Genomic DNA, 24,793 nt, shown 5'->3' on the forward strand with positions numbered 1-24,793 from the left:
TAATGGGGGTTTTATTACTCATGGCCGACCCAACGGATACGCGCGACACCGGACCCCGGAGGGGATCCCCCCTGTGGGCCTACCTCACGGCGGTCACCGTGACCGGCACCACCGCCCTGCTCGTGGCGCTGTGGCGGACGAGTCCCGGGGAGCTGGACGATCTCGCCGGCTCCCCGCTGTTCTGGACGCTCATGGTCCTGGTCGTGCTGGGAGACCTGCGCCCGGTGATGCTCTCGTCGTCGGTCGCGGCGGGAGGCACCTACCCGTCGACGATGTTCAGCTTCGCGGCGCTGCTCCACTACGGACTGCCGGTCGCCGTGCTGATGCAGGCCGTCGGCATCGTGGTCAACGGGGCCGTCACGCGCAAGGCGTGGCACCGGACGATGTTCAACATCGCCCAGGTGACGCTGGCCTGCACCGCCGCCGGGGTGGTGCTGGTGCTGTTCGGCCACCGCCCGGCGCCGGAGACCCCCTGGGCGCCCGAGGGGGAGGACCTGTTCGGGATCGGGCTGGCCGCCCTGGCCTACTTCGCGGTCCGCGGGCTGCTGGTGTGCGGCGCGGTGGCGCTGCACGAGCGCCGGTCGGTCCACCGGGTGATCAGGACCACGATCGGCCACCAGAGCCTGGTCTACGCCGCGCTGCTCGGGCTGGCCCCGCTGGTCGCGGTGGTCATGGACCACTCCCCGGCGCTGGTGCCGCTGTTCATCGCGCCGCTGGCCGCGGTCTACTTCACCGCCACGCTCTCGGTCCGCCGCGACCACCAGGCGATGCACGACGGGCTCACCGGCCTGCCCAACCGCAAGCTGCTCGTGCTGCGCACCGAGGAAGCGCTTGCCGAGGCGCGGAGCCGGCCGGGGGAGCGGGTCGGCCTGCTCCTGCTGGACCTGGACCGCTTCAAGGAGGTCAACGACACGCTCGGGCATCCGGTGGGCGACCGGCTGCTCCAGACGGTGGCGCACCGGCTGACCCACAGCGTGCGGCCGGGCGACGTGGTCGCCCGGCTCGGCGGCGACGAGTTCGCGGTGCTGCTCCCCTCGGTCCGGGACGCCGCCGCGGCCCGGGAGGTGGCCGCGCGCCTGCGGGTGGCCCTGACCGAGCCGGTCCGGCTGGAGGGCATGACCTTCGATCTCGACGCCTCGGTCGGGATCGCGCTCCACCCCGACCACGCGCCGGACTTCGAGCTGCTGCTGCAGCGCTCCGACGTGGCGATGTACCTGGCGAAGGAGGGCCGGACGGGGGTGGAGGTCTACGTCGCGGACAAGGACCGCAACAGCCCCGAGCGGCTCAGCCTCCTCGGCGACCTGCGCCGTGCGATCGACCGCTCCGAGCTCGTGCTCCACTACCAGCCGAAGATCGACCTGGCCGCCGGGCAGGTGCGGGGGGTGGAGGCGCTGCTGCGCTGGCGCCACCCCGTGCGGGGCACGATCCACCCGGAGGAGTTCATCCCGCTGGCCGAGCAGTCCTACCTGATGCGCCAGCTCACCGAGTACGTCATCGACGCCGCGCTGGAGCAGGCGGCCTGCTGGTGGCGCTCGGGCGTGCACGAGCAGATCTCCGTCAACGTCTCGGCCCGCGACCTGCTCGACGCCGCGCTCCCCGAGCGGCTGGAGGCCGGCCTGGCGAAGTACCGGCTGCCGCCCAAGGCGATCCAGCTGGAGGTCACCGAGCGCATCCTGATGACCGACCAGGCCTACACCGCCGACGCCGTGCGGGCGCTGACCGGGCTGGGCGTGCCGCTCGCGCTGGACGACTTCGGCACCGGCTACTCCTCGCTGGTCCGCCTGCAGCGGCTCCCGGTCGCCGAGGTGAAGATCGACTCCTCGTTCGTGCGCAGGATCCACGACTCCGGGGACGACGAGCGGATCGTCCGCTCCATCGTCGACCTGGTCCGTTCGCTGGGGCTGCGCTCGGTCGCGGAGGGCGTCGAGTCGGGGGAGACGGCCGCCCGCCTGGCCGCGATGGGCTGCGACCTGGCCCAGGGCTGGTGGTTCGCCGAGCCGATGCCCGCCGCCGAGGCCACGGTCTGGCTGCGCGAGCGCCGCGACCGGGCGAAGCCGGTCCTTCCGCTCTCCGGCGCCGCCGGTCTCCTCGACCCCCAGAGGGCCTGAGGCGTCCGGCCCGGGGAGGGCCGACGGCGGTCCCCGCCTCCGCCGGCCGCGGTCCCCGATCCGGGCGAGGGCTCCGCCGCGGGGCCCGCCGGACGCCGGAGGAGCCGTCCCGGGCTCTTTGACGGAGCCGAGGACGCGCAGCTCCTGCGCGATGGGACTGCGATCGGCCCCGGCGACGTCGATCTCCACGTCGTCGCGCGTCCAGTAGGAGTCGATGGCCGGGGCGTCGGGGAGCGCGTCGGCCGGGACCTGGAGGGCGCCGTTCGGGGTGTTCCGGTGGGACGCCCCACCTGCTCTCCCCGGCGCGGACGTGCTTCCCCGTCGGGAGGCGGCACCGGAACGGGCCGGGAGGACGGCGGGGCGGCGGACGGTCCGGTCCGGGAGGCCGCCCCGGGGCGGCAGCCCCCTTCCGGGGACCGTCCCGGGGGCGGGCCGTGACCGGGCCGGGCCGCACCGGAACCCGAGGAGTCGGGCACGCACGGTCACGCACTCTAGGATGACAGTGTCCGATTGCCATTCCACGAAACGGGTTCAACGACTCATGTCCGCCATAACCCGCGACGAGGTCGCTCACCTCGCCCGGCTGTCCAGGCTGGCGCTGTCCGACGAGGAGCTCGACCACTTCGCCGCCCAGCTCGATGTGATCATCGGTGCGGTCGCCCGCGTCGCCGAGGTGGCGGCCGACGACATCCCGCCGTCCTCGCACGCGCTCCCGCTCACCAACGTCTTCCGTCCCGACGAGGTACGGCCCGGCCTGACGCCCGAGGAGGCGCTGTCCGGCGCCCCGGCCGTCGAGGAGAACCGCTTCCGCGTCCCGCGCATCCTCGGGGAGGAAGAATGAGCCTGATCCACAAGACCGCCGCCGAGCTCGGCGAGCTGATCGCGCGCGGCGAGACCTCGGCCGTCGAGGTCGCCCAGGCCCACCTCGACCGGATCGCCGCCGTCGAGCCCCAGGTCAACGCCTTCCTGCACGTCGACGCCGAGACGACCCTCGCCCAGGCGCGCAAGGTCGACGAGCGCCGGGCGGCCGGGGAGCAGCTCGGCCCGCTCGCCGGCGTGCCGATCGCGCACAAGGACGTCTTCACCACCGTGGACATGCCGACCACGGCCGGATCGAAGATCCTCGAAGGCTGGCGCCCGCCGTACGACGCGACCGTGACCCGCAGGCTGCGCGAGGCCGGGCTGGTGATCCTCGGCAAGACCAACCTGGACGAGTTCGCGATGGGCTCCTCCACCGAGAACTCCGCCTACGGCGTCACCCGCAACCCGTGGGACCTGTCCCGCATCCCGGGCGGCTCCTCCGGCGGCTCCTCGGCCGCGGTCGCCGCCTACGAGGCGCCGCTGTCCACCGGCACCGACACCGGCGGCTCCATCCGGCAGCCCGCCGCGGTCACCGGCATCGTCGGCATGAAGCCGACCTACGGCGGCTCCTCCCGCTACGGCCTGATCGCCTTCGCCAGCTCCCTGGACACCCCGGGCCCGTTCGCGCGGACCGTGCTGGACGCGGCGCTGCTGCACGAGGCGTTCTCCGGGCACGACCCCTACGACTCCACCTCCATCGACGCCGCGGTGCCGAAGGTCGTCGAGGCCGCCCGCGAGGGCGACGTGGCGGGCCTGCGGATCGGCGTGGTCAAGGAGTTCGGCGGCGAGAACGCCGAGGGCTACCAGCCGGGCGTGCTCGCCCGCTTCCGGGAGGCCGTGGAGCTGCTGGAGTCCCTCGGCGCCAAGGTCGTCGAGGTCTCCTGCCCGTCGTTCACCACCGCGCTGCCCGCCTACTACCTCATCGCCCCGTCGGAGTGCTCGTCCAACCTGGCCCGCTTCGACGCCATGCGGTACGGCCTGCGCGTCGGCGACGACGGCACCCGCTCGGCCGAGGAGGTCATGGCGCTCACCCGGGCGCAGGGCTTCGGCCCCGAGGTCAAGCGCCGCATCATCCTGGGCACCTACGCGCTGTCCAGCGGCTACTACGACGCCTACTACGGCCAGGCGCAGAAGGTCCGCACGCTGATCGCCCGCGACTTCGAGGCGGCCTTCCACCAGGTGGACGTGCTGGTCTCGCCGACCACGCCGACCACCGCGTTCCCGATCGGCGAGCGCGCCGACGACCCCATGGCGATGTACCTCGCCGACCTGTGCACGATCCCGACCAACCTGGCCGGCAACGCGGCCATCTCGGTGCCGTGCGGCCTGGCGGACGAGGACGGCCTCCCGGTCGGCCTGCAGATCATGGCCCCGGTGCTCGGCGACGAGCGCTGCTACCGGGTCGGCGCAGCCGTGGAGCGGGCCCTGACCGACCGCTGGGGCGGCGGCCTGCTGTCCAAGGCGCCGGCGCTCTAGGCACGGACAGGGCGCTGGAGGGGGAAGCGGGGGCGTGATCACTCGTATCGAGATCGACGGCTTCAAGTCGTTCCTGGACTTCGAGATCGACGTGCCGCCGTTCCTCGTGCTGGTCGGTCCCAACGCCGGCGGCAAGTCGAACCTGTTCGACGCGCTGGGGTTCGTCGCGGACGAGGTCGGCGGCACCGGCGGGCTCCTCGGCGTGCGCCGGGGCGTGCCGCACGAGCAGTTCCACCGGGTCGCGCAGGGCGCCCCGGTGGCGGCCTTCACCGTGGGGGTGGAGTCCCTGGTCTCCCCGGAGCCGGGGGCCCTGCTCCCGGTACGGCTGGACACGGGCGCGGAGATGGTGCTGCGGATCCCCCGGTCCACCGGGGTGGACGTCGGCCACGTGGCCCGGCGGCTCCCGCAGGAGCTGCTGGAGCTGCTGGTGGTGGACCCCGACCCGGTGACCACCTCCCGCCGCACGGTCGCCGCCTGGCGCCGCTACGTCCCGGCGCCGCACGCCATGCGCTCCCGGCGCTCCCCGGGCGACCGCGGGCCGCTCGCGCCGGACGGCGCGAACCTCGCCGCGGTGCTCGGCCGGATGGCGGGGACGCCGGCCATGGCGGACCTGGTGGCCGACCTCGCCGCGCTCGTCCCCGGGGCGGCCGGGCTGGCGCCCCGGTTGGAGCGCGGGGAGTGGTCCTTCGAGCTGGTCCTGGACGGGCAGGGGGCGGTCCCGGCCGCGCTGCTGTCGGACGGGACCCTGCGGATCCTCGGCCTGCTGACGGCCCTGCACGACCCGGACCACCCGGTCACCCTGCTGGTGGAGGAGATCGAGACGGGCGTGCACCCCGGCCGGCTGCGGGAGCTGCTCCGGCGGGTCCGGCGGCTGGTCCGCGAGCCCGGCGGCGCGGAGCCGTACCGTCAGGTGATCATGACCAGCCACTCGCCGGTGGTGGTCGCCGAGCTGTCCCGGGCGGCGCCGGAGTCGCTGGTGTTCCTGGACGCCGCGGTCCGCGTCGACCCGGAGCGCGAGCGGGTCTCCCGGGTGACCGTGGCCAAGCCGGTCCTGGCCGACGGCGAGCCGGGCACCTTCGTCTCGCCCCGCCAGGTCCGCGAGTACCTGGACGCGGCGGCATGAGCCGCTCCCTGGTCCCGGGCCTGGTCGCCGAGGGGGAGGCCGACGAGGGCTTCCTCAGCGTGGTCATCTCCCGGCAGCTCCGTGAGCTGGTGCGGGAATCGCCGCATACAGTGGACGTCGAGGCCACGCGGGTCATCCCGGGCGACCGCGGCGACCGGGTCGCGGCGCTGGAGCGGCTCGCGGGCGACTGCCACTTGATCTTCGCCCGGGACGGCCGGGCGCGCGGGAGGGCGGACGGCGTCCGCTACCACTCGCACTACCTGGTGCCGGTGATCGGCCTGGGCGACACCGAGGCCTGGCCGCTGGCCGACCCCGCCGTGTGGGCCGGGCTGGCGGGCGGCGACCCGCCCGCGCTGCCGGCCCCCGCTGACGTCGAGAGGATCGCCTACCCCCGCCAGGTGCTGGCCGCGGTCGCGCCGCGGCGGGGCAGGCCGGTCGGCGACTACTTCGAGTACATCGGACGGAACATCGACCTCGCCGCCCTGGCCCGGGTCCCCGGCTACGCGGACTGGGTCGCCGAGACGAGGAACGCACTGAAGGGACTTGCCTACCTGTGACTACCACCGAGACGCTCATGCCGTACGACGAGGCGCTGGAGCGCTTCGAGCCGGTGCTGGGCCTGGAGACGCACGTCGAGCTCGGCACGGCGTCGAAGATGTTCTGCGGCTGCCCGACCACGTTCGGCGCGCCGCCGAACACCCAGGTCTGCCCGGTCTGCCTGGCGCTGCCCGGCTCGCTGCCGGTGGCCAACGCCACGGCGATCGAGTCGACCATCCGGATCGGCCTGGCGCTGAACTGCTCCATCGCCGAGTGGTGCCGCTTCGCCCGGAAGAACTACTTCTATCCGGACATGCCGAAGAACTACCAGATCAGCCAGTACGACGAGCCGCTCTGCTTCGACGGCTACCTCGACGTCGAGGTGGACGGCGAGACCGTGCGCATCGAGATCGAGCGCGTGCACCTGGAGGAGGACACCGGCAAGTCCACCCACATGGGCGGCGCGACCGGCCGCATCCACGGCGCCGACTACTCGATCGTCGACTACAACCGCGCCGGCATCCCGCTGGTGGAGATCGTCACCAAGCCGATCCCCGGCACCGACCGGCTCGCCCCCGAGGTCGCCCGCGCCTACGTCACCGAGCTGCGCGAGGTCATGCGCGCCCTCGGCGTCTCCGACGTGCGCATGGAGGAGGGCTCCCTGCGCTGCGACGTCAACGTCTCGCTGATGCCGCGCGGCTCGGCGGAGTGGGGCACCCGGACCGAGACCAAGAACGTCAACTCGCTGCGCAGCGTCGAGCGCGCGGTCCGCAGCGAGATCGAGCGCCAGGCCGGGATCCTCGCCGCCGGCGGCCGCATCGTCCAGGAGACCCGCCACTTCCACGAGGACACCGGCACCACCAGCCCGGGGCGGTCCAAGGAGGAGGCGCAGGACTACCGCTACTTCCCCGAGCCCGACCTGGTGCCGATCGCGCCGGACTTCGCCTGGGTGGCCTCGCTCAAGACCGCCCTGCCCGAGCTGCCGCGGCTGAAGCGCAAGCGGCTCCAGCAGGAGTGGGGCGTCTCCGACCTCGACATGGAGGCCATGCACAACGCCGACGCCATCGACCTGGTCGAGGCGACGGTGGCCGCCGGGGCGCCGCCCGCGGACGCCCGCAAGTGGTGGATGGGCGAGCTGGCCCGCCGCGCCAACGAGGCCGGGGTGCCGCTCAGCGCCCTGAAGATCACTCCGGACGAGATCGCGCGGGTCTGCGCGATGGTCGCCGGGGGCGCGCTCAACGACAAGCTGGCCCGCCAGGTGCTGGAGGGCGTGCTGAACGGCGAGGGCACGCCGGACGAGGTGGTCTCGGCCCGCGGCCTGCAGATCGTCAACGACGAGGGCGAGCTGCTGGCCATCATCGACCAGGTCCTGGCGGACAACGCCGACGCCGCGGACAAGGTCCGCAGCGGCAAGATCGCCGCTGTCGGCGCGCTGGTGGGCGGCGTCATGAAGGCCAGCAGGGGCAAGGCCGACGCGGCCCGGGCCCGCGAGCTGATCCTGGAGCGGCTCGGCGTCTCCGCCTAGCACCCGCCCGGCGGCGCCTGCGCCGGGCACCCGCGGACGGGCACGCGCGTCCCGCCGATCCGGAGATCGGTGGGACGCGCGCGTTCACCGGCCCGGGATCCGGGCCGGCTGGTCCCGCCGGATCCCGTCCGGCGGTCAGTCCTCCGCGACCCGGCCCGCCCGCGCCGGGCGCGTGAGCATCCTGCGGGCGAGCGGCGACAGCAGGGCCAGCGCGGCCACGGCCAGCAGCACGGCGGAGACGGGGCTGCGCACCAGGACCGACGGGTCGCCCGCCCCGATGGCCAGCGCCCGGCGCAGCTGGATCTCCGCCATCGGCCCCAGGATCACGCCGATCACCGCGGGCGCGACCGGCAGGCCGAAGCGGCGCATCGCGAAGCCGAGCAGGCCCAGGACGTAGAGCACGACCAGGTCGATCCAGGAGGCGTTCAGCGCGTAGACGCCGAGCGCGGCGAACAGCACGATCCCGGCGTAGAGGTAGGGCCGGGGCACGTGCAGCACCTTCGCCCAGAGCGGGGCCAGCGGCAGGTTGAGCACCAGCAGCATGGCGTTGCCCAGGAACAGCGAGGCGATCATGCCCCAGACCAGGGCGGGATCGCGGTCGAACAGCTGGGGGCCGGGCTGCAGGCCGTACTGCTGGAAGGCCGCCAGCATGATCGCGGCCGTCGCCGAGGTGGGCAGGCCCAGGGTGAGCAGCGGGACGAGGGTGCCGGCCGCGGAGGCGTTGTTGGCCGCCTCGGGGCCCGCGACGCCCTCGATCGCGCCCCTGCCGTACTCCTCGCGGGCGACGCCCCGCGCCAGGCGCCGCTCGATCGAGTACGACAGGAACGTCGGGATCTCCGCGCCGCCGCCGGGCAGCGCGCCGAACGGGAAGCCCAGGGCGGTCCCGCGCAGCCACGGCCGCCAGGACCGGGACCAGTCGGAGCGGCCGAGGAACGCCCGGCCGACCGGGATGATCTCGGGCTCGGCGTGCCGCAGCCGCGAGGCGACGTAGAGCGCCTCGCCCAGCGCGAACAGCCCGACCGCGACGACCACCACCTCGACGCCGCCCAGCAGCTGGGGCACGCCCAGGGTCAGCCGGGCCTGCCCGGTCTGCTCGTCGATGCCGATCAGCCCGATGACCAGGCCGAAGCCGAGCGAGGCCAGGCCGCGCACCACCGAGCGGGACAGCACCGACGAGACCGCGGTGAAGGCCAGCACCGCCAGCGCGAAGTAGTCCTCCGGCCCGAAGGAGATCGCCAGCTCCACGACCAGGGGCGCCGCGACGACGACCAGGCCGGTGGCGATCGTGCCCGCGACGAACGACCCGATCGCCGCCGTGGCCAGCGCCTGGGCGGCCCGGCCGCGCCGGGCCATCTTGTTGCCCTCCAGCGCGGTGATCATCGACGAGCTCTCACCGGGGGTGTTGAGCAGGATCGAGGTGGTGGACCCGCCGTACATGCCGCCGTAGTAGATCCCGGCGAACATGATGAACGCGCTGGCCGGGGGGACGCTGAAGGTGACCGGCAGCAGCAGGGCCACGGTCATCGCCGGGCCGATGCCGGGCAGCACCCCCACCAGCGTGCCGAGGGTGACCCCGGCCAGCGCGTAGAGCAGGTTGACCGGGGTGAGCGCGGTCGCGAACCCGTCCAGCAGCAGCCCGAGCGACTCCACCTAGATCACCCCCGAGAGCAGGCCGGCGGGCAGCGTCACGCCCAGGCCCTTGACGAAGGCCAGGTAGGACAGGGTGGACAGGACGATCGCGAGCACGCCCGCGCGCAGCCGGTGCTCGGCGCCGAGCACCGTCGCCAGGCCGAAGAACAGCAGCGCGCCCGCGATGATCCAGCCCAGCAGGTCGACCAGCCCCGCGAAGGCCAGGAAGACGGCGCTGACCCGCACCACCGTCTTCCAGTCCGCGGGGGCGGCGGCGTCGACGTCCTCGCTCTCCTCCGGGTCGCCGTGGCCGCCGCGCAGCACGTCGGCCGTGTAGAACACCCCGATCAGCAGCAGCGCGACGCCGATGAGCACGGGGAAGAAGCGGGGGCCCAGGCCGAGCGCGGAACTCGCGGCGGTGACGTCCGCCGTGCCCACGAGCACGAAGACGCCCAGGCCCACGACGACCAGCGCCATCACCAGCTCCGGCCGCCGCCATCCCCACCCGCCGGACCGGGCGGTCCCGCCCTCCCGCGGCGCCCGCGGTGCGGCGGACCGGTCCGTCCCGGTGCCCCGCGGCGCCTCCGGAACGGCGGGCCCGCCCTCCGGCTCCTCACGCGGGGACATCAGGAGACGAGCCCCATCTCCGCGATGATGCCCTTGACCCGGGCCTGCTCGGCCGCCAGGAAGTCGGCGAACGGCTTGCCCGCCTGGAAGGCGTCGGTCCAGCCGTTCTTGGCCACCGCGTCCTTCCACGCCTGCGACCCGTGCATCCGGGTGACCAGGTCGATGAGGTTCCGCTCCGCCTCCTCGTCGAGGTCGCGGGGGGCGACGAAGCCGCGCCAGTTGGCCAGCTCGACGTCCAGCCCGCCCTCCTTCAGGGTGGGCGCGTCCACGCTCGCGATCCGCTCGGGGGAGGACACGCCGAGGGCGCGCAGCCGTCCCGACTCCACGTGCTCGGCGAACTCGCCGACGCCGGAGACGCCCATCGCGACCTTGTTGCCGAGCAGCGCGTTCAGCGCCTCGCCGCCGCCGGAGTGCGCGACGTAGTTGATCTGCTTGGGGTCGATCCCGGCGGCCTTGGCCATCAGGCCCGCCACGATGTGGTCGCTGCCGCCGGCCGAGCCGCCCGCGATCGCGATCTTCGCGGGGTCCGCCTTCCACGCCGCCACCAGCTCGCCCAGCGTCTTGTACGGGGACTCCGCGGGCACGACGACGAGCTCGTACTCCTCGACCAGCTTCGCGATGGGCGTGGTGTCCTCCAGGGTCACCTGCGACTTGTTCTGCTCCACCGCGCCCACCATGACCAGGCCCATGGTCATCAGCAGGTCGCCGTTGCCCTTCTCCCGCTCCAGCTGGGACAGGCCGATGGTGCCGCCCGCGCCCGGGACGTTGTAGACCTCGATCTTGCGGGACGGCTCGATGCTCGTGATGGCCTGCTCCGCCGTACGGGCGGTCTGGTCCCAGCCGCCGCCGGGCGAGGCCGGGGCCATGATTCTCAGCGCACCGGTGCCCGAGGCCGACCCCGAGCCGCAGGCCGTGAGGGCGGCCAGTGGCAGGATCGCCAGGACGGCGAGTCTGCGAAGACGCATGTCATCTCCTGACATCGGAAGAAAAGCGTGGTGAGGATGCTGGGGGGCGTGCGCCGCCCTGTCGAGGCTTTGCGTGCTTGGCGTCGTATCGGTCGTATTGGTCACGGCGGTACGGCCGGCCGCGATCCGGTCGTTATCTCCGGCTGTTTTGATGAGGCCCCTGACCTCGGAGCCCACTCGTGCGACAGATCCTCCGCGCCTCCCTCGGCACCCAGCTGTTCGTGCTCCAGATGGTGGTCGTGCTGCTCTCGGTGATCGGTACGGCGGGCGTCTGGACGGAGCACCTGCGCGACCAGCTCGAACGCCGGCACCAGCAGCGGGCCCTGGCCATCGCCGAGGCGGTGGCCGGGATGCCCGAGGTGCGGGAGGCGTTCGCGCACCCCCGCCCGGAGCTGGTCCTGCAACCGATCGCGCTGGGCGTGCAGGCCGCGACCGGCGCCGACTACGTGGTGATCGCCAACCGCGACCAGATACGATACGCCCACCCCAACGCCGAGCTGATCGGCAGGCGGCTGTCCACCGACGGCTCGCAGGTCCTGTCCACCGGCCGCTCCTGGACCGGCGTGCAGACCGGCACGCTCGGCCGCTCGGTGCGGGGCAAGGCCCCCGTCCGCGACGCCTCCGGCGCGGTCATCGGCCTGACCTCGGTCGGGGTGCTGGAGGAGACCGTCGCCGGGCAGTTCGGCGCCGCCCTGCCGCCGCTGCTGTGGACCGTGCTGGCCGTGCTCGTCGCCGGGTCGGCGGGCGCCGCGCTGATCGCCCGGCGGATCCGGCGGCAGACCTTCGGCCTCGAACCCGCGGAGATCGCCTCCCTGCTGGAGCAGCGCGAGGGCGTGCTGCACGGCGTCAAGGAGGGCGTGATCGCCCTCGACCTGCAGGGCCGGGTGACGCTGCTCAACGACGCCGCCCGGGAGCTGATCGGCCTGTCCGGCGGCGACGTCGGCCGCCGGATCGCGGAGATTCCGCTCTCGGACCGCCTGCGCGACGTGCTGACCGGGGAGGACGAGGGCGAGGACCGGGTGGTCCTCCACCGGGACCGGGTGCTGGTGCTCAACCGCATGCCGGTGGCCGTGCGGGGCCGCAGCAACGGCTGGGTGGTCACCCTGCGCGACCGGACCGAGCTGGTACGGCTGGCGCACGCGCTCGACCAGGCCAGCAGCACGACCGGCGCGCTGCGCGCCCAGGCCCACGAGTTCGCCAACCGCATGCACACCGTCGTCGGTCTGCTGGAGCTCGGCGAGTACGAGACGGCGATCGGCTACATCACCCAGACCACCGAGGCGTTCGGCCACCACGCGGCCGGCATCCGCGAGAAGGTCGCCGACCCCACCCTGGCCGCGCTGCTGCTGGCCAAGTCCGCCGAGGCGGCAGAGCGGGGCGCGCGGCTGGTGCTCACCGACGACTGCCGGGTGGAGGAGGGCTCGCTCGGCGACCCGCACGACGCCGTGCTGGTCGTCGGGAACCTCGTGGCCAACGCCCTGGACGTGCTGGAGGAGATCGGAGGGACGGTGGAGGTCTCGGTCCGCACGGAGAAGGACGGCCTGCACGTCCGGGTCGGCGACTCCGGTCCCGGCGTCAGCCCCGCGCTGGCCGAGGAGGTGTTCCGGGAAGGGTTCACCACGAAGGTCGCCCGCTCCGGGCCCCGCGGCCTGGGCCTGGCCCTGACCCGGCAGGCGTGCCTGCGCCGCGGCGGCTGGATCCGCGTGCACAACGCGGGCGGCGCGGTCTTCACCGCCCTGCTGCCCCACCGGGAGGAGACCCCGTGAGCGAGCCGACCGGCCAGGAGGCGGCCCGGCCGCCGGCGGCGCGCCGTACGGCCTCGCAGGTGGGCGTCCTGGTCGTCGACGACGACTTCATGGTGGCCAGGATCCACGCCGGCTACGTCGCGCGGGTGCCCGGGTTCGCCGTGGTCGGCACCGCGCACACCGGGGAGGCCGCGGTGGCGGCGGTGGCGCGGCACCGGCCCGACCTGGTGCTGCTCGACATCTACCTGCCGGACATGTCAGGACTCGATGTGCTCAGGACGCTGAGAGGCGTCTCCCACCCCGTCGACGTGCTGGTCGTCACCGCCGCGCGCGACGTGGCCACGGTGCGCGCGGCCATGCGCGGCGGCGCGGTCAACTACCTGATCAAGCCCTTCGCCGCCGGAGCGCTCACCGAACGCCTGGAGCGCTACGCCGACCTGCGCAGACGGCTCGCCGGGATCGGCGGTGACGCCTCCCAGGACGAGGTCGACCGGCTGTTCGGCGAGGCGGGCAGCGGCCCGCCGCCGCTGCCCAAGGGCCTGTCCAGCACCACCTGCGCCCTCGTGGCGGAGGTGCTCAGGGAGGCGGGCACCGACCTGTCGGCGACCGAGGTGGCCGCGCTCACCGGGCTGTCCCGGGTCAGCGCCCGGCGCTACCTGGAGCACCTGTGCGCCGCCGGCCGGACCCGGCTCCGGCCGAGGTACGGCACCGCCGGACGGCCGGAGCACCGCTACCGGTGGACCGATTGATTTGTTACTCCTTTGAGGACACCGGCTGACCATTGTGGTTTAGGGTTGCCAAGGGGAGAAAGCGTGAAGGAGGGGACGAGAGGCCGTGCCGAACGCCGGAAGGCCAGCCCAGCCACCGACGGACCCGTTCGCGGCCGTCCCCCTGCCCTCGCACCCCGTCCGCCCGGGCGCCGGAGCGCGCGACCCGCAGGCGTCCCAGGCGAACCGCCCGGAGGGCGGACCCCGCCTCCCGCCGGGCGTCTCACCTGACATCTTCGGCCCCTCCGGCGGTCCCGGCCAGGGCCACCCGGGCCTCGGCCGGCCCGCCGGCCAGGCACCCGGAGGAACGGTCCTGCCGCCTCCGGCACCGCAGGCGCAGCCCTGGCGGGTGGCGGCCCCGCCACCCGGCCCCCAGCCCCGCCCGTCGCAGGGCGGCCCCGGCGGCCCCGGGCGCGACGACGGCCCGGACCCCGGCGAGCCCGCCCCGCGCGGCCGGAGCCGGAGGATCCTCATCGGCACCGTGCTCCTGCTGGTGCTCGCCGCGCTCGCCTACACCGTCCCCGCGGTCGCCCTGTCCGGCAAGATCCTGCCCGGCACCCGGGTCCAGGGCGTCGACATCGGCGGGCTCACCGTCACCGAGGCGGCCGACCGGCTCAGGACGCGGCTGGCCGAGCGGGCGGGCGCGCCGATGCGGTTGTCGGCCTTCGGCAAGGAGCACGAGCTGGACCCCGCGCGGGCCGGCCTCGAATTCGACGTGGTCGCCACCATCGACCAGGCGTCCAGCGGCTTCCCCGGCCCGGCGCAGGTCTGGCGCGCGTTCACCGGGACCGTCGACCTCCCGCCCAAGGTGACCGCCGACTCCGAGCGGCTGGAGACCGCCGTCAAGGCGCTCGCCGAGGACATCGACCGGGAGGTCGTCGAGGGCGCGGTCCGCTTCGAGGGCACCGAACCGGTGACCGTGAAACCCCGGGACGGCCGCAGGCTGGAGCGGACGGCCGCCGCCGACACCATCAAGAAGGCGTACCTCGGCCCGGACGAGGTGGTCGAGCTGCCGGTCACCGTGATCAAGCCCAAGGTCACCGCCTCCGCGGTCACGAAGGCCGCCGCCACCGCAGCCGAGGCCCTGTCCGGCCCGATCACCCTGACCAGCGGAGGGCGGAAGGCCATCCTCCCGGTCGAGACGATCGCCGCCCACCTGTCCTTCAAGCCCGACGACTCCGGCCGGATGCGCCCGGTGTTCGACGCGCGCAGGGCCGTGGCGACCGTCGAGCGGAACCTGGTCGACCAGGCCCAGGCCCCCCGCGAGCCCACCTTCGAGATCGTCGGCGGCAAGCCGAAGCTGGTGCCCGGCCGCAAGGGCAAGGGTGTGGACGACGACAAGCTCGCCGACGCGGTGGCCGAGCTGGTGGCCGAGGGCGGCAGCCGGACCATCCCGGTCACCCTCACGACCGTCAGGCCGCGGACCTCCGAGGCCGAGATGCGCAAGCTCGGCATCAAGGAGAAGATCAGCGAGTTCACCACGCACTACCCGTGCTGCCAGCCCCGGGTGACCAACATCCGCACCATCGCCAAGCTCCTGGACGGCCACCTGGTCAAGCCCGGTGAGACCTTCTCGCTCAACGGCGTCGTCGGCGAGCGCGACAGGGCCCGCGGCTTCGTCGAGGCCCCCATGATCATGGGCGGCCGGCTGGTCGACTCGGTCGGCGGCGGCATCTCCCAGTTCGTCACGACGATGTACAACGCGGTGTTCTTCGGCGGCCTCGAAGACGTCCAGCACATGGCGCACGAGTTCTACATCTCCCGCTACCCGGCCGGACGCGAGTCGACGGTCTCCTGGCCGCAGCCGGACTTCCGCTGGCGGAACGACTCGCCGTACGGCGTGCTGGTGAAGACCTCCAGCACGAGCACCTCGGTCACGGTCGCCTTCTGGAGCACCAAGCGCTACGAGATCGAGTCCATCTCCTCGGAGCGCTACAACGTCACCCCGTTCGAGCGGAAGACCGACAGCGGCCCCGACTGCATCCCGATGACCGGCCAGCAGGGCTTCACGATCGACGTGACCCGCGTCTTCAAGAAGGACGGCAAGGAGGTCAAGCGGGAGAAGAAGACGACCGTCTACAAGCCCGAGACCGACCTCAAGTGCGTCTCCTCCGACGAGGAGCCCACCGACGGCGACTGACGCCGCCCTCCCGGCCCGGCCCGGCCCGGCCGGGTCCGGTTCGGCGGTCCGGCCATCACGGCCCGCTCGGTCCCGCCCCGGCTCCTTTGCGGAGCAGCGGCGGTGAGCGGCAGGAGGGTGAGCCCGGACTCCACCGTCCCTGCGGGTGAGCGTCAGGCCGCGGCGAGGCAGGCCTCGGCGACCAGGGTGTCCTGCTGGACGTCGCCGCCCGACACCCCGATCGCGCCGGCGGTGCGGCCGTGCCCGTCGATGATCGGCAGCCCGCCGCCGAAGGAGACCAGGCCGTCGTTGGTGGCCTCGATGCCGTAGCAGGGACCGCCCGGCTGGGAGATCCGCCCGATCGCCGCGGTCGGCATCCGGAACAGCGCCGCGGTCCTGGCCTTCTTCAACGCGATGTCGATCGAGCCCAGCCACGCCTGGTCCATCCGCACGAAGTGCAGCAGGTGTCCGCCCGCGTCCACGATCGCGATGTTCATGTCCACGCCCAGCTCGGCGGCGCGGGCCATCCCGGCCTCGGCGCGACGGACGGCGTCCTGCAGCGTCAGCACGGACATCACGTGCTCCCTTCCTCGAGGTGCGTACCGGAACGGCACCACTGTGCCCGGCCGCGCCGGACCCCGGCAGGACCGCCTCCGCCCGGGTCAGGTGTTCCAGGGACAACCACACCCAGGCAGAGGACGCCCCGGATGCCGATACTGCGAGTCATGAGCGAACTAGGGGATTTCCTCAAGGCCAAGCGCGCCGCCCTCACTCCTCACGACGTCGGGTTGTCCGGGGGAGACCGGTTGCGCCGTGTTCCGGGACTGCGCCGGGAGGAGGTCGCGATGCTGGCCGACGTCGGCGTCGACCACTACACCCGGTTGGAGCAAGGCCGAACCACCGGTGTCTCCGATGCCGTGCTCGCCGCGATCGGCCGGGCGCTGCGCCTGACCGACGACGAGCAGGCCTACCTGCAGGCGCTGGCCAAACCTCCCGCCCGGCCCCGTTTCCGGTCCGAGTCCCGGTCCACCGGCCTCCCCGGGATCGATGCGGCCACCGGCGCCCTGCTCGACAGTCTGACCACCGCCCCCGCCCTGGTGCTGGGACGCCGCATGGACATCCTGGCCTGGAATCCGCTGGCCGCCGCACTCTTCCTCGACTTCGCCCGGCTCCCGGCCGATCAGCGCAATCTGGTCCGCCTGGTCTTCCTCGACCCCCACATCCGCGGCCTGTACGCCCACTGGGAGGCCGTCGCCGTCGACGCGGTCGCCCGGCTGCGCATGGTCGCCGCCACCTATCCCCACGACAAGCACCTGACCGCACTGATCGGCGAGTTGTCCGTCCACGACGACGACTTCCGCCGCTGGTGGAGCAGCCACACCGTCAAGGCCACCGACCAGGGCCGTAAGGTCTTCGACCACCCGGTCACCGGTCCCCTGGAACTGGACTGGCAGGCCCTTCGGATCAACGCCCGCCCGGACCAGACGCTGGTCGTCTACACCGCCCCGCTCGGCTCTCCCGCGGACCAGGCCCTGCGTTTCCTCCGCTCCTGGACGTCCGTCTCCGAACCGAGCACGGCCTGATCGTCCTCCGGGCCGCCCCCGGGCACGGGACCGGCCCCGGCGGTCCCCCGGCACGGGACCCGGCGGTCAGGGGGTGAGGGTGAGGATGCGGTCGTCGCCGGGGGCGGGGGAGCCGCGGCCGTCCTTGTTGCTGGTGCCGAACCACAGCGGGCCGCCGGGGGCGGCGGCGACCGCGCGCAGCCGGCCGTACCGGTCGGCGAAGAGCGGGACGGGCTCGCCCGCCTCGCCGTCGGCGGCGAGCGGGATGCGCCAGAGCCGGGCGCCGCGCAGGGCCGCCATCCACAGGGAGCCGTCGGCGTAGGCCAGTCCGGAGGGGGACGCCTCGTCGGTGCTCCAGGTGGCGACGGGGTCGATGAAGCGGGGGTCGTCGCCGACTCCCTCGACCTCGGGCCAGCCGTAGTTGCCGCCCTTGGTGATCAGGTTGAGCTCGTCGAAGGAGTTCTGGCCGAACTCGCTGGCGTACATGCGGCCGGAGGGGTCCCAGGCGAGGCCCTGGACGTTGCGGTGGCCGTAGCTCCAGATCACGCTCTGGAACGGGTTGCCGGGGGCCGGTTCGCCGTCCGCGGTCATGCGGAGGATCTTCCCGGCGAGCGAGCCCAGCGCCTGGGCGAGGCGGCGGTCGCCGACCTCGCCGGTGGAGGCGTACAGGTAGCCGTCGGGGCCGAAGGCCAGGCGGCCGCCGTTGTGGATGCCGCCCTTGGGGATGCCGTCGAGGATGACGGTGGCGCCGGTCAGCGTCCGGTCGTAGCGGTAGCGCACGATCCGGTTGTCGGACGCGGCGGTGTAGTAGAGGAAGACGTACCGGTCCTCGTCGAACGTGGGGGAGACGGCCACGCCCATCAGGCCGCCCTCGCCGTCCGGGCGCACGCCGTCGATCCTCGCGACCTGGGAGACCTTCCCCGCCGGGGTGACCCGGAGCAGCCGGGCGGTGTCCCGCTCGGTCACCAGCGCGTCGCCGCCGGGCAGGAACGCGATCCCCCAGGGCACGGTCAGGTCGCGGACCAGGACGCGGGGCTCGGCGGACCGTCCGGGGGCGGCCTCCGGGGCGGCCGTCCCGGGGGACGCGGACCCCGGAGCCGGGGACCGGGCGGGCGCCGACTCGGCCGGCGCGGAGGTCTCCGCGCAGCCCGCCAGCGCCGTGGCGACGGCGACGGCGGCGGCCGCGAGGACCGCCCGGTGTCCGCGGCCCGTGCCGCGCGGGGTGATGCCGGCCATGCAACTCTCCCTCGTCTCGCCAGTACCTCCATCCATACACGACAGGTGCCGTACGGGGGCCGCATGCGGAGGCGGCGATAATGCGGGTCATGAAGATCTGGGTCCCCTCCGAAGCCGCCGCCGACGTCCTGAGCGATCTGCCCGACGTGGAGTGCACCGTCTACGACGGCACGGGGCCGGCGCCGGGCGGGGCGGAGGAGGTGGAGGTCTGGGTTCCGCCGCTGGTGCCGGTGGCGGGGATCCCGGAGCTGCTGGCCCGGATGTCCTCCCTGCGGCTGCTGCAGACCGTCACGGCCGGGGTGGAGCCGTACCGGCCGCACCTGCCGGAGGGCGTGACGCTGTGCAACGCGCGCGGCGTGCACGACGCGGGCACCGCGGAGTGGGCGGTCGGCGCGATGATCGCGGTGCTGCGGGAGTTCCCGGGCTTCGTCCGGGCGCAGGAGCGCGGGGAGTGGGCCTACCGACACACCGGCGTGCTGGCCGACTCGACCGTGCTGATCGTCGGGTACGGCTCGATCGGCGAGGCGCTGGAGCGGCGGCTGGCCGGGTTCGAGGTGGACGTGGTCCGGGTGGCGAGGACCGCGCGGGAGGGGGTGCACGGGCAGGACGAGCTGCCCCGGCTGCTGCCCCGGGCGGACGTGGTGGTGCTGCTGGTCCCGGCGACGCCGGCCACCGCCGGGATGGTCGACGCCGCCTTCCTCGGCGCGATGAAGGACGGCGCCCTGCTGGTGAACGCCGCCAGGGGAGGGGTGGTGGACACCGGCGCACTCGTCGCCGAACTGGAGAAGGGCCGGATCCGGGCCGCGCTCGACGTGACCGACCCGGAGCCGCTGCCGCCGGGCCACCCGCTCTGGACGGCCCCCGGGGTGTTCGTCACCCCGCACGTCGCGGGCAGCACCCCGGCCTCGGCCCGGCGCGCCCTCCGCCTGCTCCGCTCGCAGCTGCTGCGTTACCTCGCAGGCGAGCCACTCAAAAACGTCATTACCGGCTCTTATTGACACAGAAAAGAGGGCGAGAAAAGGAATCCGGACCGTGTCTGGCCCGTGACCTTCGGTGCGTATCGTGGTCTCCTGCGACACTGATCGCTCGTGCGGTTATCAGAACGGTGACGACTGCGGCGTTGTCACCTCCGGCGCTCGACGGAGAGCACACACTGGCCTTGTCCTCCTGCCGAGGACACGGAGGCGAGTGAAGGCGTGCCCGTGGGGCAGCCGGGAGCGCGGCGCCGCAGGGCGGCTGCGCGACCAGGACGGATCGACACTGGATGGGCGGACACTTGATCGGCTGGCGTGATCCCCGGACACCGCTGTCGGCCGCGGTCGCGGTCGGCGTGGCGGGGTTCGCCGCCGCCCTCGTCGGCGGCTTCCCCGCCGCGGTCGCGGGCGCGGTGACGGGCGTCGCGGCGGCCGGGGCCGCCGCGGTGTCGCTGCTGTACGCCGCCTCCCGGGCGACCGGCCGCCGCAGGGCCCTGTCGTGGCGCTGGCTGGCCGCCGGCTCGGTCGTCTGGCTGGCCGGGACCGCCCTGCGGCCGTTCGCGGACGGCACGCCGTTCGCGGTCGACTTCGCCGACCTGGTGCTGCTGGCCGGCACGGCGCTGCTGGCCGTGGGCACGGGCCTGTCCGCCCTCCGGCCCGCGCGCGGCCGGGCGTTCCTGCGGAACCTCTCCGACGCCTACCTGTGCGCGGCCTCCCTGCTGGTGATCGCCTGGATGGCGGTGCTGGGCCCGGCCTACCGCGACGCCGCCGGACCGGACGACTTCGCGGTCAACCTGGCCCCGCCGCTGCTCTGCCTCTTCCTGGCCTGCGCCGTGGCCCCCGCGGTGGTCCCGGCCCGCAGGTCGGCCCGGCCGGTGGGCCCGGCGGCGCTCGCCGTGCTCGCGGCGATCACCGTCGCGGAGACCGCCACCGCGGTGGCCGGGATGGCCGGGTACGGTCCCCCGATGGTCTGGGTGTGGCCCGCCTCAGCGGCGTTCCTGCTGCTGGCGGCCGTGCCCTGGAGCGGCCGGACGGCCCGGGCGGTGGACACCGGGACGGAGCCGCCCCCACGGTCCGAGGACTCCCCGCTGGTCGCGGCCGCTCCGCTGGTCCTGGTGGCCGCGGCCACCGCGGTCGTGCTCTTCCGCGTGGTCCGGGGCGGGGCGGTGGAGGGGCCCGCGCCGCTCCTGGCCGCCGTGTCGGCGTCGGTGGTGGGCGTCCTGGTGGTGCGGCTGTCCACCGCGCTGTCGGCGCTCGGCCGGATGCGCCACCTGGTGGACCTCGGCGAGCGGCAGCTGCACGATTTGGCCGAGAGCATCGGCGACGTGGTCCTGCTGTGCGACTACGACGGGGTGATGCGCCAGGTCGGCGCCGGTGTCGAGCCCCTGTACGGCTACCGCCCCGACGAGCTGGCCGGGCGGTCCATCTTCGACTACGTGCATCCGGAGGACCTGCCGGGCATCCAGGAGGCGCTGCGCGCGATGAGCGCGGAGGAGGAGCCGCCCGGTCCGGAGACGTTCATGGTGGCCTGCCGCGTGCGGGCGGCCGACGGCACCTGGCGGCCGGCCGAGTCGGTGGCCACCCGGCACGTGCGCGGCCAGGACCTGCTGCTGATCACCACCCGCGACGTCAGCGACGAGGAGGCCCTGCGCCACCAGGTCGCCCACCTGACCTTCCACGACGGCGTCACCGGCCTGCCCAACCGCGCCTACTTCGAGGAGCGCACCCACCAGGTGCTGGCCCGCCCCGGCGAGAACCGCGTCGCCGTGGTCTTCCTCGACCTGGACGGCTTCACCTCGGTCAACGACTCGGTCGGCCACGCCAGCGGCGACTACCTGCTCGGCCAGGCCGCGCGCCGGCTGCGCGCCGCCGTACGGGCCGACGACACCCTGGCCCGCTGGGGCGGCGACGAGTTCGCGGTGCTGCTGGAGGCGGGGGCGGACGCGCAGACGGCGGTCGACCTGGCCGAGCTGCTGGTCCACACGGTCTCCTCCGAGCCCTTCCGGGTGGCCGACCGCGACGTCGCGCTGACCGCGAGCGTCGGGGTCGCCTTCGCCGACGACGACGTGCCCTCGGCCGACCTGATCCGCAACGCGGACGTGGCGATGGCCCGCGCCAAGGAGCTGGGCGGGCGCCGGGTCGAGGTGTTCGCCGCGCACATGCACGCCGACGTGGTGCGCCGCCTGGAGCTCGCCGCGGACCTGCAGCGGGCGCTGCTGGAGAACCAGTTCGCGATCGAGTACCAGCCGGTGGTGGACCTGGCGACCTCGCGGGTCACCGCGGTGGAGGCGCTGGTGCGCTGGTGGCGGGGGAGCGCGTTCGTGCCGCCGGAGCAGTTCCTGGGCCCGGCCGAGGACACCGGTCTGATCGTGCCGCTGAGCGAGTGGATCCTGCGCCAGGCCTGTCACGAGGTGGCGGCGTGGCGGGCCTCGTCGTGGGACATCGGGCTGTCGATCAACCTGTCGGCGCGGCAGATCATCGCGCCGCGCTTCGTGGAGACCGTCGAGTCGGCGCTGGCCGAGAGCGGCCTGCCGCCCAGCGCGCTCACCCTCGAGGTCATCGAGGAGATGCTGGTGGAGGACGCCGAGGAGATCACCAGCCGGCTCTCCGAGCTCCGCGGGCTGGGCGTACGGCTGGCGATAGACGACTTCGGCACCGGCTACGCCTCGCTGGCCTTCCTCCGGCAGCTCCCGGTGGACATGATCAAGATCGATCCGTCCTTCGTGTGCGGCCTGGGGTCCGACGAGACGCTGACGCTGCTGACCCGCACCATCGTGCGGCTCGGCCACGACCTGGGGCTCACCGTGGTGGCGGAGGGCATCGAGCGCGCCGAGCAGCTGGAGCTGCTGCGCGAGATGGGCTGCACCCACGGCCAGGGCTACCTGGTGGCGCGCCCGATGACCGCCCGGGGCGTCGACTCGCTGATGCCCCAGAGCGTCACCAGCCTGCAGGGCAGTGCCTGAGGTCTCGTATCCTGAGACAAGCGTTCCATGGATTTGACGCCGGAACGCTTCGTCAGTCATGGTGGAGCCATGCATCACCGTGGGATTCGCGTAGTACTTCGCCGGCGCGCAGGCCGCTAGCGAAGCACTCCGACCTGCGCGCCGCCCCAGTTCCGCCTCACACAGGCGGGCCGGGGCGTTTTTTATGCCAGCGCAACGTTCAGCCACGCATCAGCCACGCAAGGAACGAGCCGATGACCGAACAGATGACCGGAGCCCAGGCCTTGGTGAGGGCCCTGGAGCACGTCGGGGTTGACACCGTGTTCGGGATTCCGGGCGGAGCCATCCTCCCCGCCTACGATCCCCTCTACGACTCGACCAAGGTCCGGCACGTGCTCGTACGGCACGAGCAGGGCGCTGGCCACGCGGCCCAGGGCTACGCGCAGGCCACCGGCAAGGTCGGGGTGTGCATGGCCACGAGCGGCCCGGGCGCGACCAACCTGGTCACCCCCATCGCCGACGCCTACATGGACTCGGTCCCGATCGTCGCGATCACGGGGCAGGTGGCCAGCTCCGCGATCGGCACCGACGCCTTCCAGGAGGCCGACATCTCCGGCATCACCATGCCGATCACCAAGCACAACTTCCTGATCACCGACCCGGCCGACATCCCCCGGACGATCCTGGAGGCGTTCCACATCGCCTCGACCGGGCGTCCGGGACCGGTCCTGGTCGACATCTCCAAGGACGCGCTCCAGGCGACGACGACCTTCCCGGCCTGGCCGCCGGCGATGCAGCTGCCGGGCTACCGGCCGGTGACCCGGCCGCACTCCAAGCAGATCCGCGAGGCGGCCAAGCTGATCGCGGAGTCGAAGCGGCCGGTGCTGTACGTCGGCGGCGGCGTGCACAAGGCGGGCGCCTCGGCCGAGCTGCGGGAGTTCGCCGAGCTGACCGGCATCCCGGTGGTCACCACCCTGATGGCCCGCGGCACCTTCCCCGACAGCCACCCGCAGCACATGGGCATGCCCGGCATGCACGGCTCGGTGTCGGCGGTCGGCGCGCTGCAGCGGTCCGACCTGATCATCGGCCTGGGCGTGCGCTTCGACGACCGCGTCACCGGTGAGCTGTCCAGCTTCGCGCCGCACGCCAAGGTCGTCCACGCCGACATCGACCCGGCGGAGATCTCCAAGAACCGCCACGCGGACGTCCCGATCGTGGGCGACTGCAAGGAGGTGCTCACCGACCTGATCGCCGCGGTCCGGGCGGAGGGGCGCACGGGCGACCACGCCGAGTGGTGGAAGACGCTCAACGGCTACAAGGAGACCTACCCCCTCGGCTACACCGAGTTCGAGGACGGTTCCCTGGCCCCGCAGTACGTCATGGAGCGGCTGGGCGCGCTGGTCGGCCCCGACGCGATCTACACCGCGGGCGTCGGCCAGCACCAGATGTGGGCCGCGCAGTTCATCGGCTACGAGAAGCCGGGCACGTTCATCAACTCCGGCGGCGCCGGCACCATGGGCTTCGCGGTCCCGGCCGCGATGGGCGCCAAGATGGGCCGTCCCGACGCCGTGGTCTGGGCGATCGACGGCGACGGCTGCTTCCAGATGACCAACCAGGAGCTGGCCACCTGCACGATCGAGGGCGCGCCGATCAAGGTCGCGGTCATCAACAACGGCAACCTCGGCATGGTCCGCCAGTGGCAGACGCTCTTCTACAACGAGCGCTACTCCAACACCGACCTGCAGACGGTCCGCCGGATCCCCGACTTCGTCAAGCTCGCCGAGGCGTACGGCTGCGTCGGCCTGCGCTGCGAGCGGCCGGAGGACGTGGACGCCACCATCGAGAAGGCGATGGAGATCAACGACGTGCCGGTCGTGATCGACTTCGTCGTCCACCAGGACGCGATGGTCTGGCCGATGGTCGCGGCCGGGACCAGCAACGACGACATCAAGGTCGCGCGCGACATGGCGCCGGTCTGGGACAGCGAGGAGTAGGCCCCCATGAGCAGGCACACGCTCTCCGTGCTGGTGGAGAACAAGCCCGGCGTGCTCGCGCGCGTCGCGGCGCTGTTCAGCCGCCGCGGGTTCAACATCGACTCGCTGGCGGTCGGGCCGACCGAGCACGCGGACATCTCACGGATGACCATCGTGGTCAACGTCGAGGAACTGCCCCTGGAGCAGGTCACCAAGCAGCTCAACAAGCTGGTCAACGTGCTGAAGATCGTGGAGCTCGACCCGGCGCAGTCGGTCCAGCGCGAGCTCATGCTGATCAAGGTGCGCGCCGACGCCGACACCCGCTCGAACGTGCTGGAACTGGTCAACCTGTTCCGCGCGCGCTGTGTCGACGTCGCCTCCGACGCGGTGACCATCGAGGTCACCGGGACGCCGGACAAGCTGGAGGCCTTCATCAGGCTTCTGGAGCCGTTCGGCATCAAGGAACTCGTCCAGTCGGGCATGGTGGCCATCGGCCGCGGTGCCCGTTCCATCACCGACCGCTCCCTCCGGGCCCTGGACCGGACCGCGTAGACGGCTGACCGACGAGCGTGCGGGGCGGCCGGCGGCACGGCCGGCCGCCGGGCACGCGAGGAGAGGGAGCCC

Annotated in this window: 19 protein-coding genes; 14 read left to right on the forward strand and 5 right to left on the reverse strand. The window is 73.4% G+C overall.

Going from position 1 to position 24,793, the window contains the following annotated elements:
* Positions 1 to 20: 20 nt before the first annotated feature.
* From ABD823_RS06380 to gatB, 6 genes are all read left to right on the forward strand, one after another.
* Positions 21 to 2,108, forward strand: a complete 2,088-nt coding sequence (locus tag ABD823_RS06380) for a putative bifunctional diguanylate cyclase/phosphodiesterase (RefSeq protein ID WP_344856883.1) — start codon at positions 21 to 23, stop codon at positions 2,106 to 2,108.
* 541 nt (positions 2,109 to 2,649) lie between these two features.
* Positions 2,650 to 2,949 carry an Asp-tRNA(Asn)/Glu-tRNA(Gln) amidotransferase subunit GatC gene (gatC, locus tag ABD823_RS06385; RefSeq protein WP_344856885.1) on the forward strand — a complete coding sequence of 100 codons (300 nt, stop codon included), beginning with the start codon at positions 2,650 to 2,652 and terminating at the stop codon, positions 2,947 to 2,949.
* Entirely contained in the window at positions 2,946 to 4,445 is a 1,500-nt protein-coding gene (gene gatA / locus ABD823_RS06390) for an Asp-tRNA(Asn)/Glu-tRNA(Gln) amidotransferase subunit GatA (RefSeq protein WP_344856886.1), read from the forward strand. Before gatC ends, gatA begins: the two co-directional genes overlap by 4 nt.
* 34 nt (positions 4,446 to 4,479) lie before the next feature.
* Positions 4,480 to 5,568, forward strand: a complete 1,089-nt coding sequence (locus tag ABD823_RS06395) for an AAA family ATPase (RefSeq protein ID WP_344856888.1) — start codon at positions 4,480 to 4,482, stop codon at positions 5,566 to 5,568.
* Positions 5,565 to 6,125 (forward strand): hypothetical protein, encoded by a 561-nt coding sequence (locus ABD823_RS06400; RefSeq protein ID WP_344856889.1) that lies wholly within the window; start codon positions 5,565 to 5,567, stop codon positions 6,123 to 6,125. Before ABD823_RS06395 ends, ABD823_RS06400 begins: the two co-directional genes overlap by 4 nt.
* Positions 6,122 to 7,630: an Asp-tRNA(Asn)/Glu-tRNA(Gln) amidotransferase subunit GatB gene (gene gatB / locus ABD823_RS06405; RefSeq protein ID WP_344856890.1), complete on the forward strand. Its 1,509-nt coding sequence runs from the start codon at positions 6,122 to 6,124 to the stop codon at positions 7,628 to 7,630. The genes ABD823_RS06400 and gatB overlap by 4 nt, the downstream gene beginning before the upstream one ends.
* Positions 7,631 to 7,765: 135 nt before the next feature.
* On the opposite strand, the gene ABD823_RS06410 is transcribed toward gatB, so the two are convergent.
* The 3 genes from ABD823_RS06410 to ABD823_RS06420 all read right to left on the reverse strand — a co-directional run bounded on the left by ABD823_RS06410 (position 7,766) and on the right by ABD823_RS06420 (position 10,851).
* On the reverse strand, positions 7,766 to 9,280 hold the full coding sequence (locus ABD823_RS06410) for a tripartite tricarboxylate transporter permease (protein WP_344856892.1): 1,515 nt from the start codon (positions 9,278 to 9,280) through the stop codon (positions 7,766 to 7,768).
* The gene (locus tag ABD823_RS06415; RefSeq protein ID WP_344856893.1) at positions 9,281 to 9,736 is read right to left on the reverse strand and encodes a tripartite tricarboxylate transporter TctB family protein; all 456 of its coding nucleotides are present in this window, start codon (positions 9,734 to 9,736) and stop codon (positions 9,281 to 9,283) included.
* 149 nt (positions 9,737 to 9,885) lie between these two features.
* Positions 9,886 to 10,851 (reverse strand): Bug family tripartite tricarboxylate transporter substrate binding protein, encoded by a 966-nt coding sequence (locus ABD823_RS06420; protein WP_344856894.1) that lies wholly within the window; start codon positions 10,849 to 10,851, stop codon positions 9,886 to 9,888.
* Positions 10,852 to 11,030: 179 nt separating this feature from the next.
* Here ABD823_RS06420 and ABD823_RS06425 point away from each other — a divergent pair, with 179 nt between their 5' ends.
* From ABD823_RS06425 to ABD823_RS06435, 3 genes are all read left to right on the forward strand, one after another.
* Positions 11,031 to 12,617, forward strand: coding sequence for an ATP-binding protein (locus tag ABD823_RS06425; protein WP_344856896.1), 1,587 nt, complete (start codon positions 11,031 to 11,033; stop codon positions 12,615 to 12,617).
* A 59-nt stretch (positions 12,618 to 12,676) separates the two neighbouring features.
* Positions 12,677 to 13,345: a response regulator gene (locus ABD823_RS06430; RefSeq protein ID WP_344857079.1), complete on the forward strand. Its 669-nt coding sequence runs from the start codon at positions 12,677 to 12,679 to the stop codon at positions 13,343 to 13,345.
* 367 nt (positions 13,346 to 13,712) lie between these two features.
* Positions 13,713 to 15,503 carry a VanW family protein gene (locus ABD823_RS06435; RefSeq protein WP_344856897.1) on the forward strand — a complete coding sequence of 597 codons (1,791 nt, stop codon included), beginning with the start codon at positions 13,713 to 13,715 and terminating at the stop codon, positions 15,501 to 15,503.
* Positions 15,504 to 15,655: 152 nt separating this feature from the next.
* On the opposite strand, the gene ABD823_RS06440 is transcribed toward ABD823_RS06435, so the two are convergent.
* Entirely contained in the window at positions 15,656 to 16,057 is a 402-nt protein-coding gene (locus ABD823_RS06440) for a GlcG/HbpS family heme-binding protein (RefSeq protein WP_344856899.1), read from the reverse strand.
* 150 nt (positions 16,058 to 16,207) lie between these two features.
* Here ABD823_RS06440 and ABD823_RS06445 point away from each other — a divergent pair, with 150 nt between their 5' ends.
* Complete coding sequence (locus ABD823_RS06445) at positions 16,208 to 17,065, forward strand: helix-turn-helix transcriptional regulator (RefSeq protein ID WP_344856900.1); 858 nt, start codon at positions 16,208 to 16,210, stop codon at positions 17,063 to 17,065.
* Positions 17,066 to 17,131: 66 nt separating this feature from the next.
* Here ABD823_RS06445 and ABD823_RS06450 read toward each other — a convergent pair whose 3' ends face one another.
* A complete protein-coding gene (locus ABD823_RS06450) occupies positions 17,132 to 18,280 on the reverse strand; it encodes a PQQ-dependent sugar dehydrogenase (RefSeq protein WP_344856902.1) in 1,149 nt (382 codons plus the stop codon).
* 89 nt (positions 18,281 to 18,369) lie between these two features.
* Between ABD823_RS06450 and ABD823_RS06455 the strand changes: the two genes are divergently transcribed.
* The 4 genes from ABD823_RS06455 to ilvN all read left to right on the forward strand — a co-directional run bounded on the left by ABD823_RS06455 (position 18,370) and on the right by ilvN (position 24,721).
* Positions 18,370 to 19,278, forward strand: coding sequence for a 2-hydroxyacid dehydrogenase (locus ABD823_RS06455; RefSeq protein WP_344856903.1), 909 nt, complete (start codon positions 18,370 to 18,372; stop codon positions 19,276 to 19,278).
* 266 nt (positions 19,279 to 19,544) lie between these two features.
* A complete protein-coding gene (locus ABD823_RS06460; RefSeq protein WP_344856904.1) occupies positions 19,545 to 22,217 on the forward strand; it encodes a putative bifunctional diguanylate cyclase/phosphodiesterase in 2,673 nt (890 codons plus the stop codon).
* 209 nt (positions 22,218 to 22,426) lie between these two features.
* A complete protein-coding gene (locus tag ABD823_RS06465) occupies positions 22,427 to 24,190 on the forward strand; it encodes an acetolactate synthase large subunit (RefSeq protein WP_344857081.1) in 1,764 nt (587 codons plus the stop codon).
* A 6-nt stretch (positions 24,191 to 24,196) separates the two neighbouring features.
* Complete coding sequence (gene ilvN / locus ABD823_RS06470) at positions 24,197 to 24,721, forward strand: acetolactate synthase small subunit (protein WP_344856906.1); 525 nt, start codon at positions 24,197 to 24,199, stop codon at positions 24,719 to 24,721.
* Positions 24,722 to 24,793 lie beyond the last annotated feature (72 nt).

This window comes from Planomonospora alba (genome assembly GCF_039534085.1).
GTDB classification, from domain to species: Bacteria; Actinomycetota; Actinomycetes; order Streptosporangiales; family Streptosporangiaceae; genus Planomonospora_B; species Planomonospora_B alba.

Excerpts from the sequence above, each read along its gene's own strand:
- ABD823_RS06380 (WP_344856883.1), top strand. The coding sequence starts at position 21 with ATGGCCGACCCAACGGATACGCGCGACACCGGACCCCGGAGGGGATCC.
- gatC (WP_344856885.1), top strand. The coding sequence starts at position 2,650 with ATGTCCGCCATAACCCGCGACGAGGTCGCTCACCTCGCCCGGCTGTCC.
- gatA (WP_344856886.1), top strand. The coding sequence starts at position 2,946 with ATGAGCCTGATCCACAAGACCGCCGCCGAGCTCGGCGAGCTGATCGCG.
- ABD823_RS06400 (WP_344856889.1), top strand. The coding sequence starts at position 5,565 with ATGAGCCGCTCCCTGGTCCCGGGCCTGGTCGCCGAGGGGGAGGCCGAC.
- ABD823_RS06415 (WP_344856893.1), bottom strand. The coding sequence starts at position 9,736 with ATGGCGCTGGTCGTCGTGGGCCTGGGCGTCTTCGTGCTCGTGGGCACG.
- ABD823_RS06420 (WP_344856894.1), bottom strand. The coding sequence starts at position 10,851 with ATGCGTCTTCGCAGACTCGCCGTCCTGGCGATCCTGCCACTGGCCGCC.
- ABD823_RS06440 (WP_344856899.1), bottom strand. The coding sequence starts at position 16,057 with ATGTCCGTGCTGACGCTGCAGGACGCCGTCCGTCGCGCCGAGGCCGGG.
- ABD823_RS06445 (WP_344856900.1), top strand. The coding sequence starts at position 16,208 with ATGAGCGAACTAGGGGATTTCCTCAAGGCCAAGCGCGCCGCCCTCACT.
- ABD823_RS06450 (WP_344856902.1), bottom strand. The coding sequence starts at position 18,280 with ATGGCCGGCATCACCCCGCGCGGCACGGGCCGCGGACACCGGGCGGTC.
- ABD823_RS06455 (WP_344856903.1), top strand. The coding sequence starts at position 18,370 with ATGAAGATCTGGGTCCCCTCCGAAGCCGCCGCCGACGTCCTGAGCGAT.
- ABD823_RS06460 (WP_344856904.1), top strand. The coding sequence starts at position 19,545 with ATGGGCGGACACTTGATCGGCTGGCGTGATCCCCGGACACCGCTGTCG.
- ilvN (WP_344856906.1), top strand. The coding sequence starts at position 24,197 with ATGAGCAGGCACACGCTCTCCGTGCTGGTGGAGAACAAGCCCGGCGTG.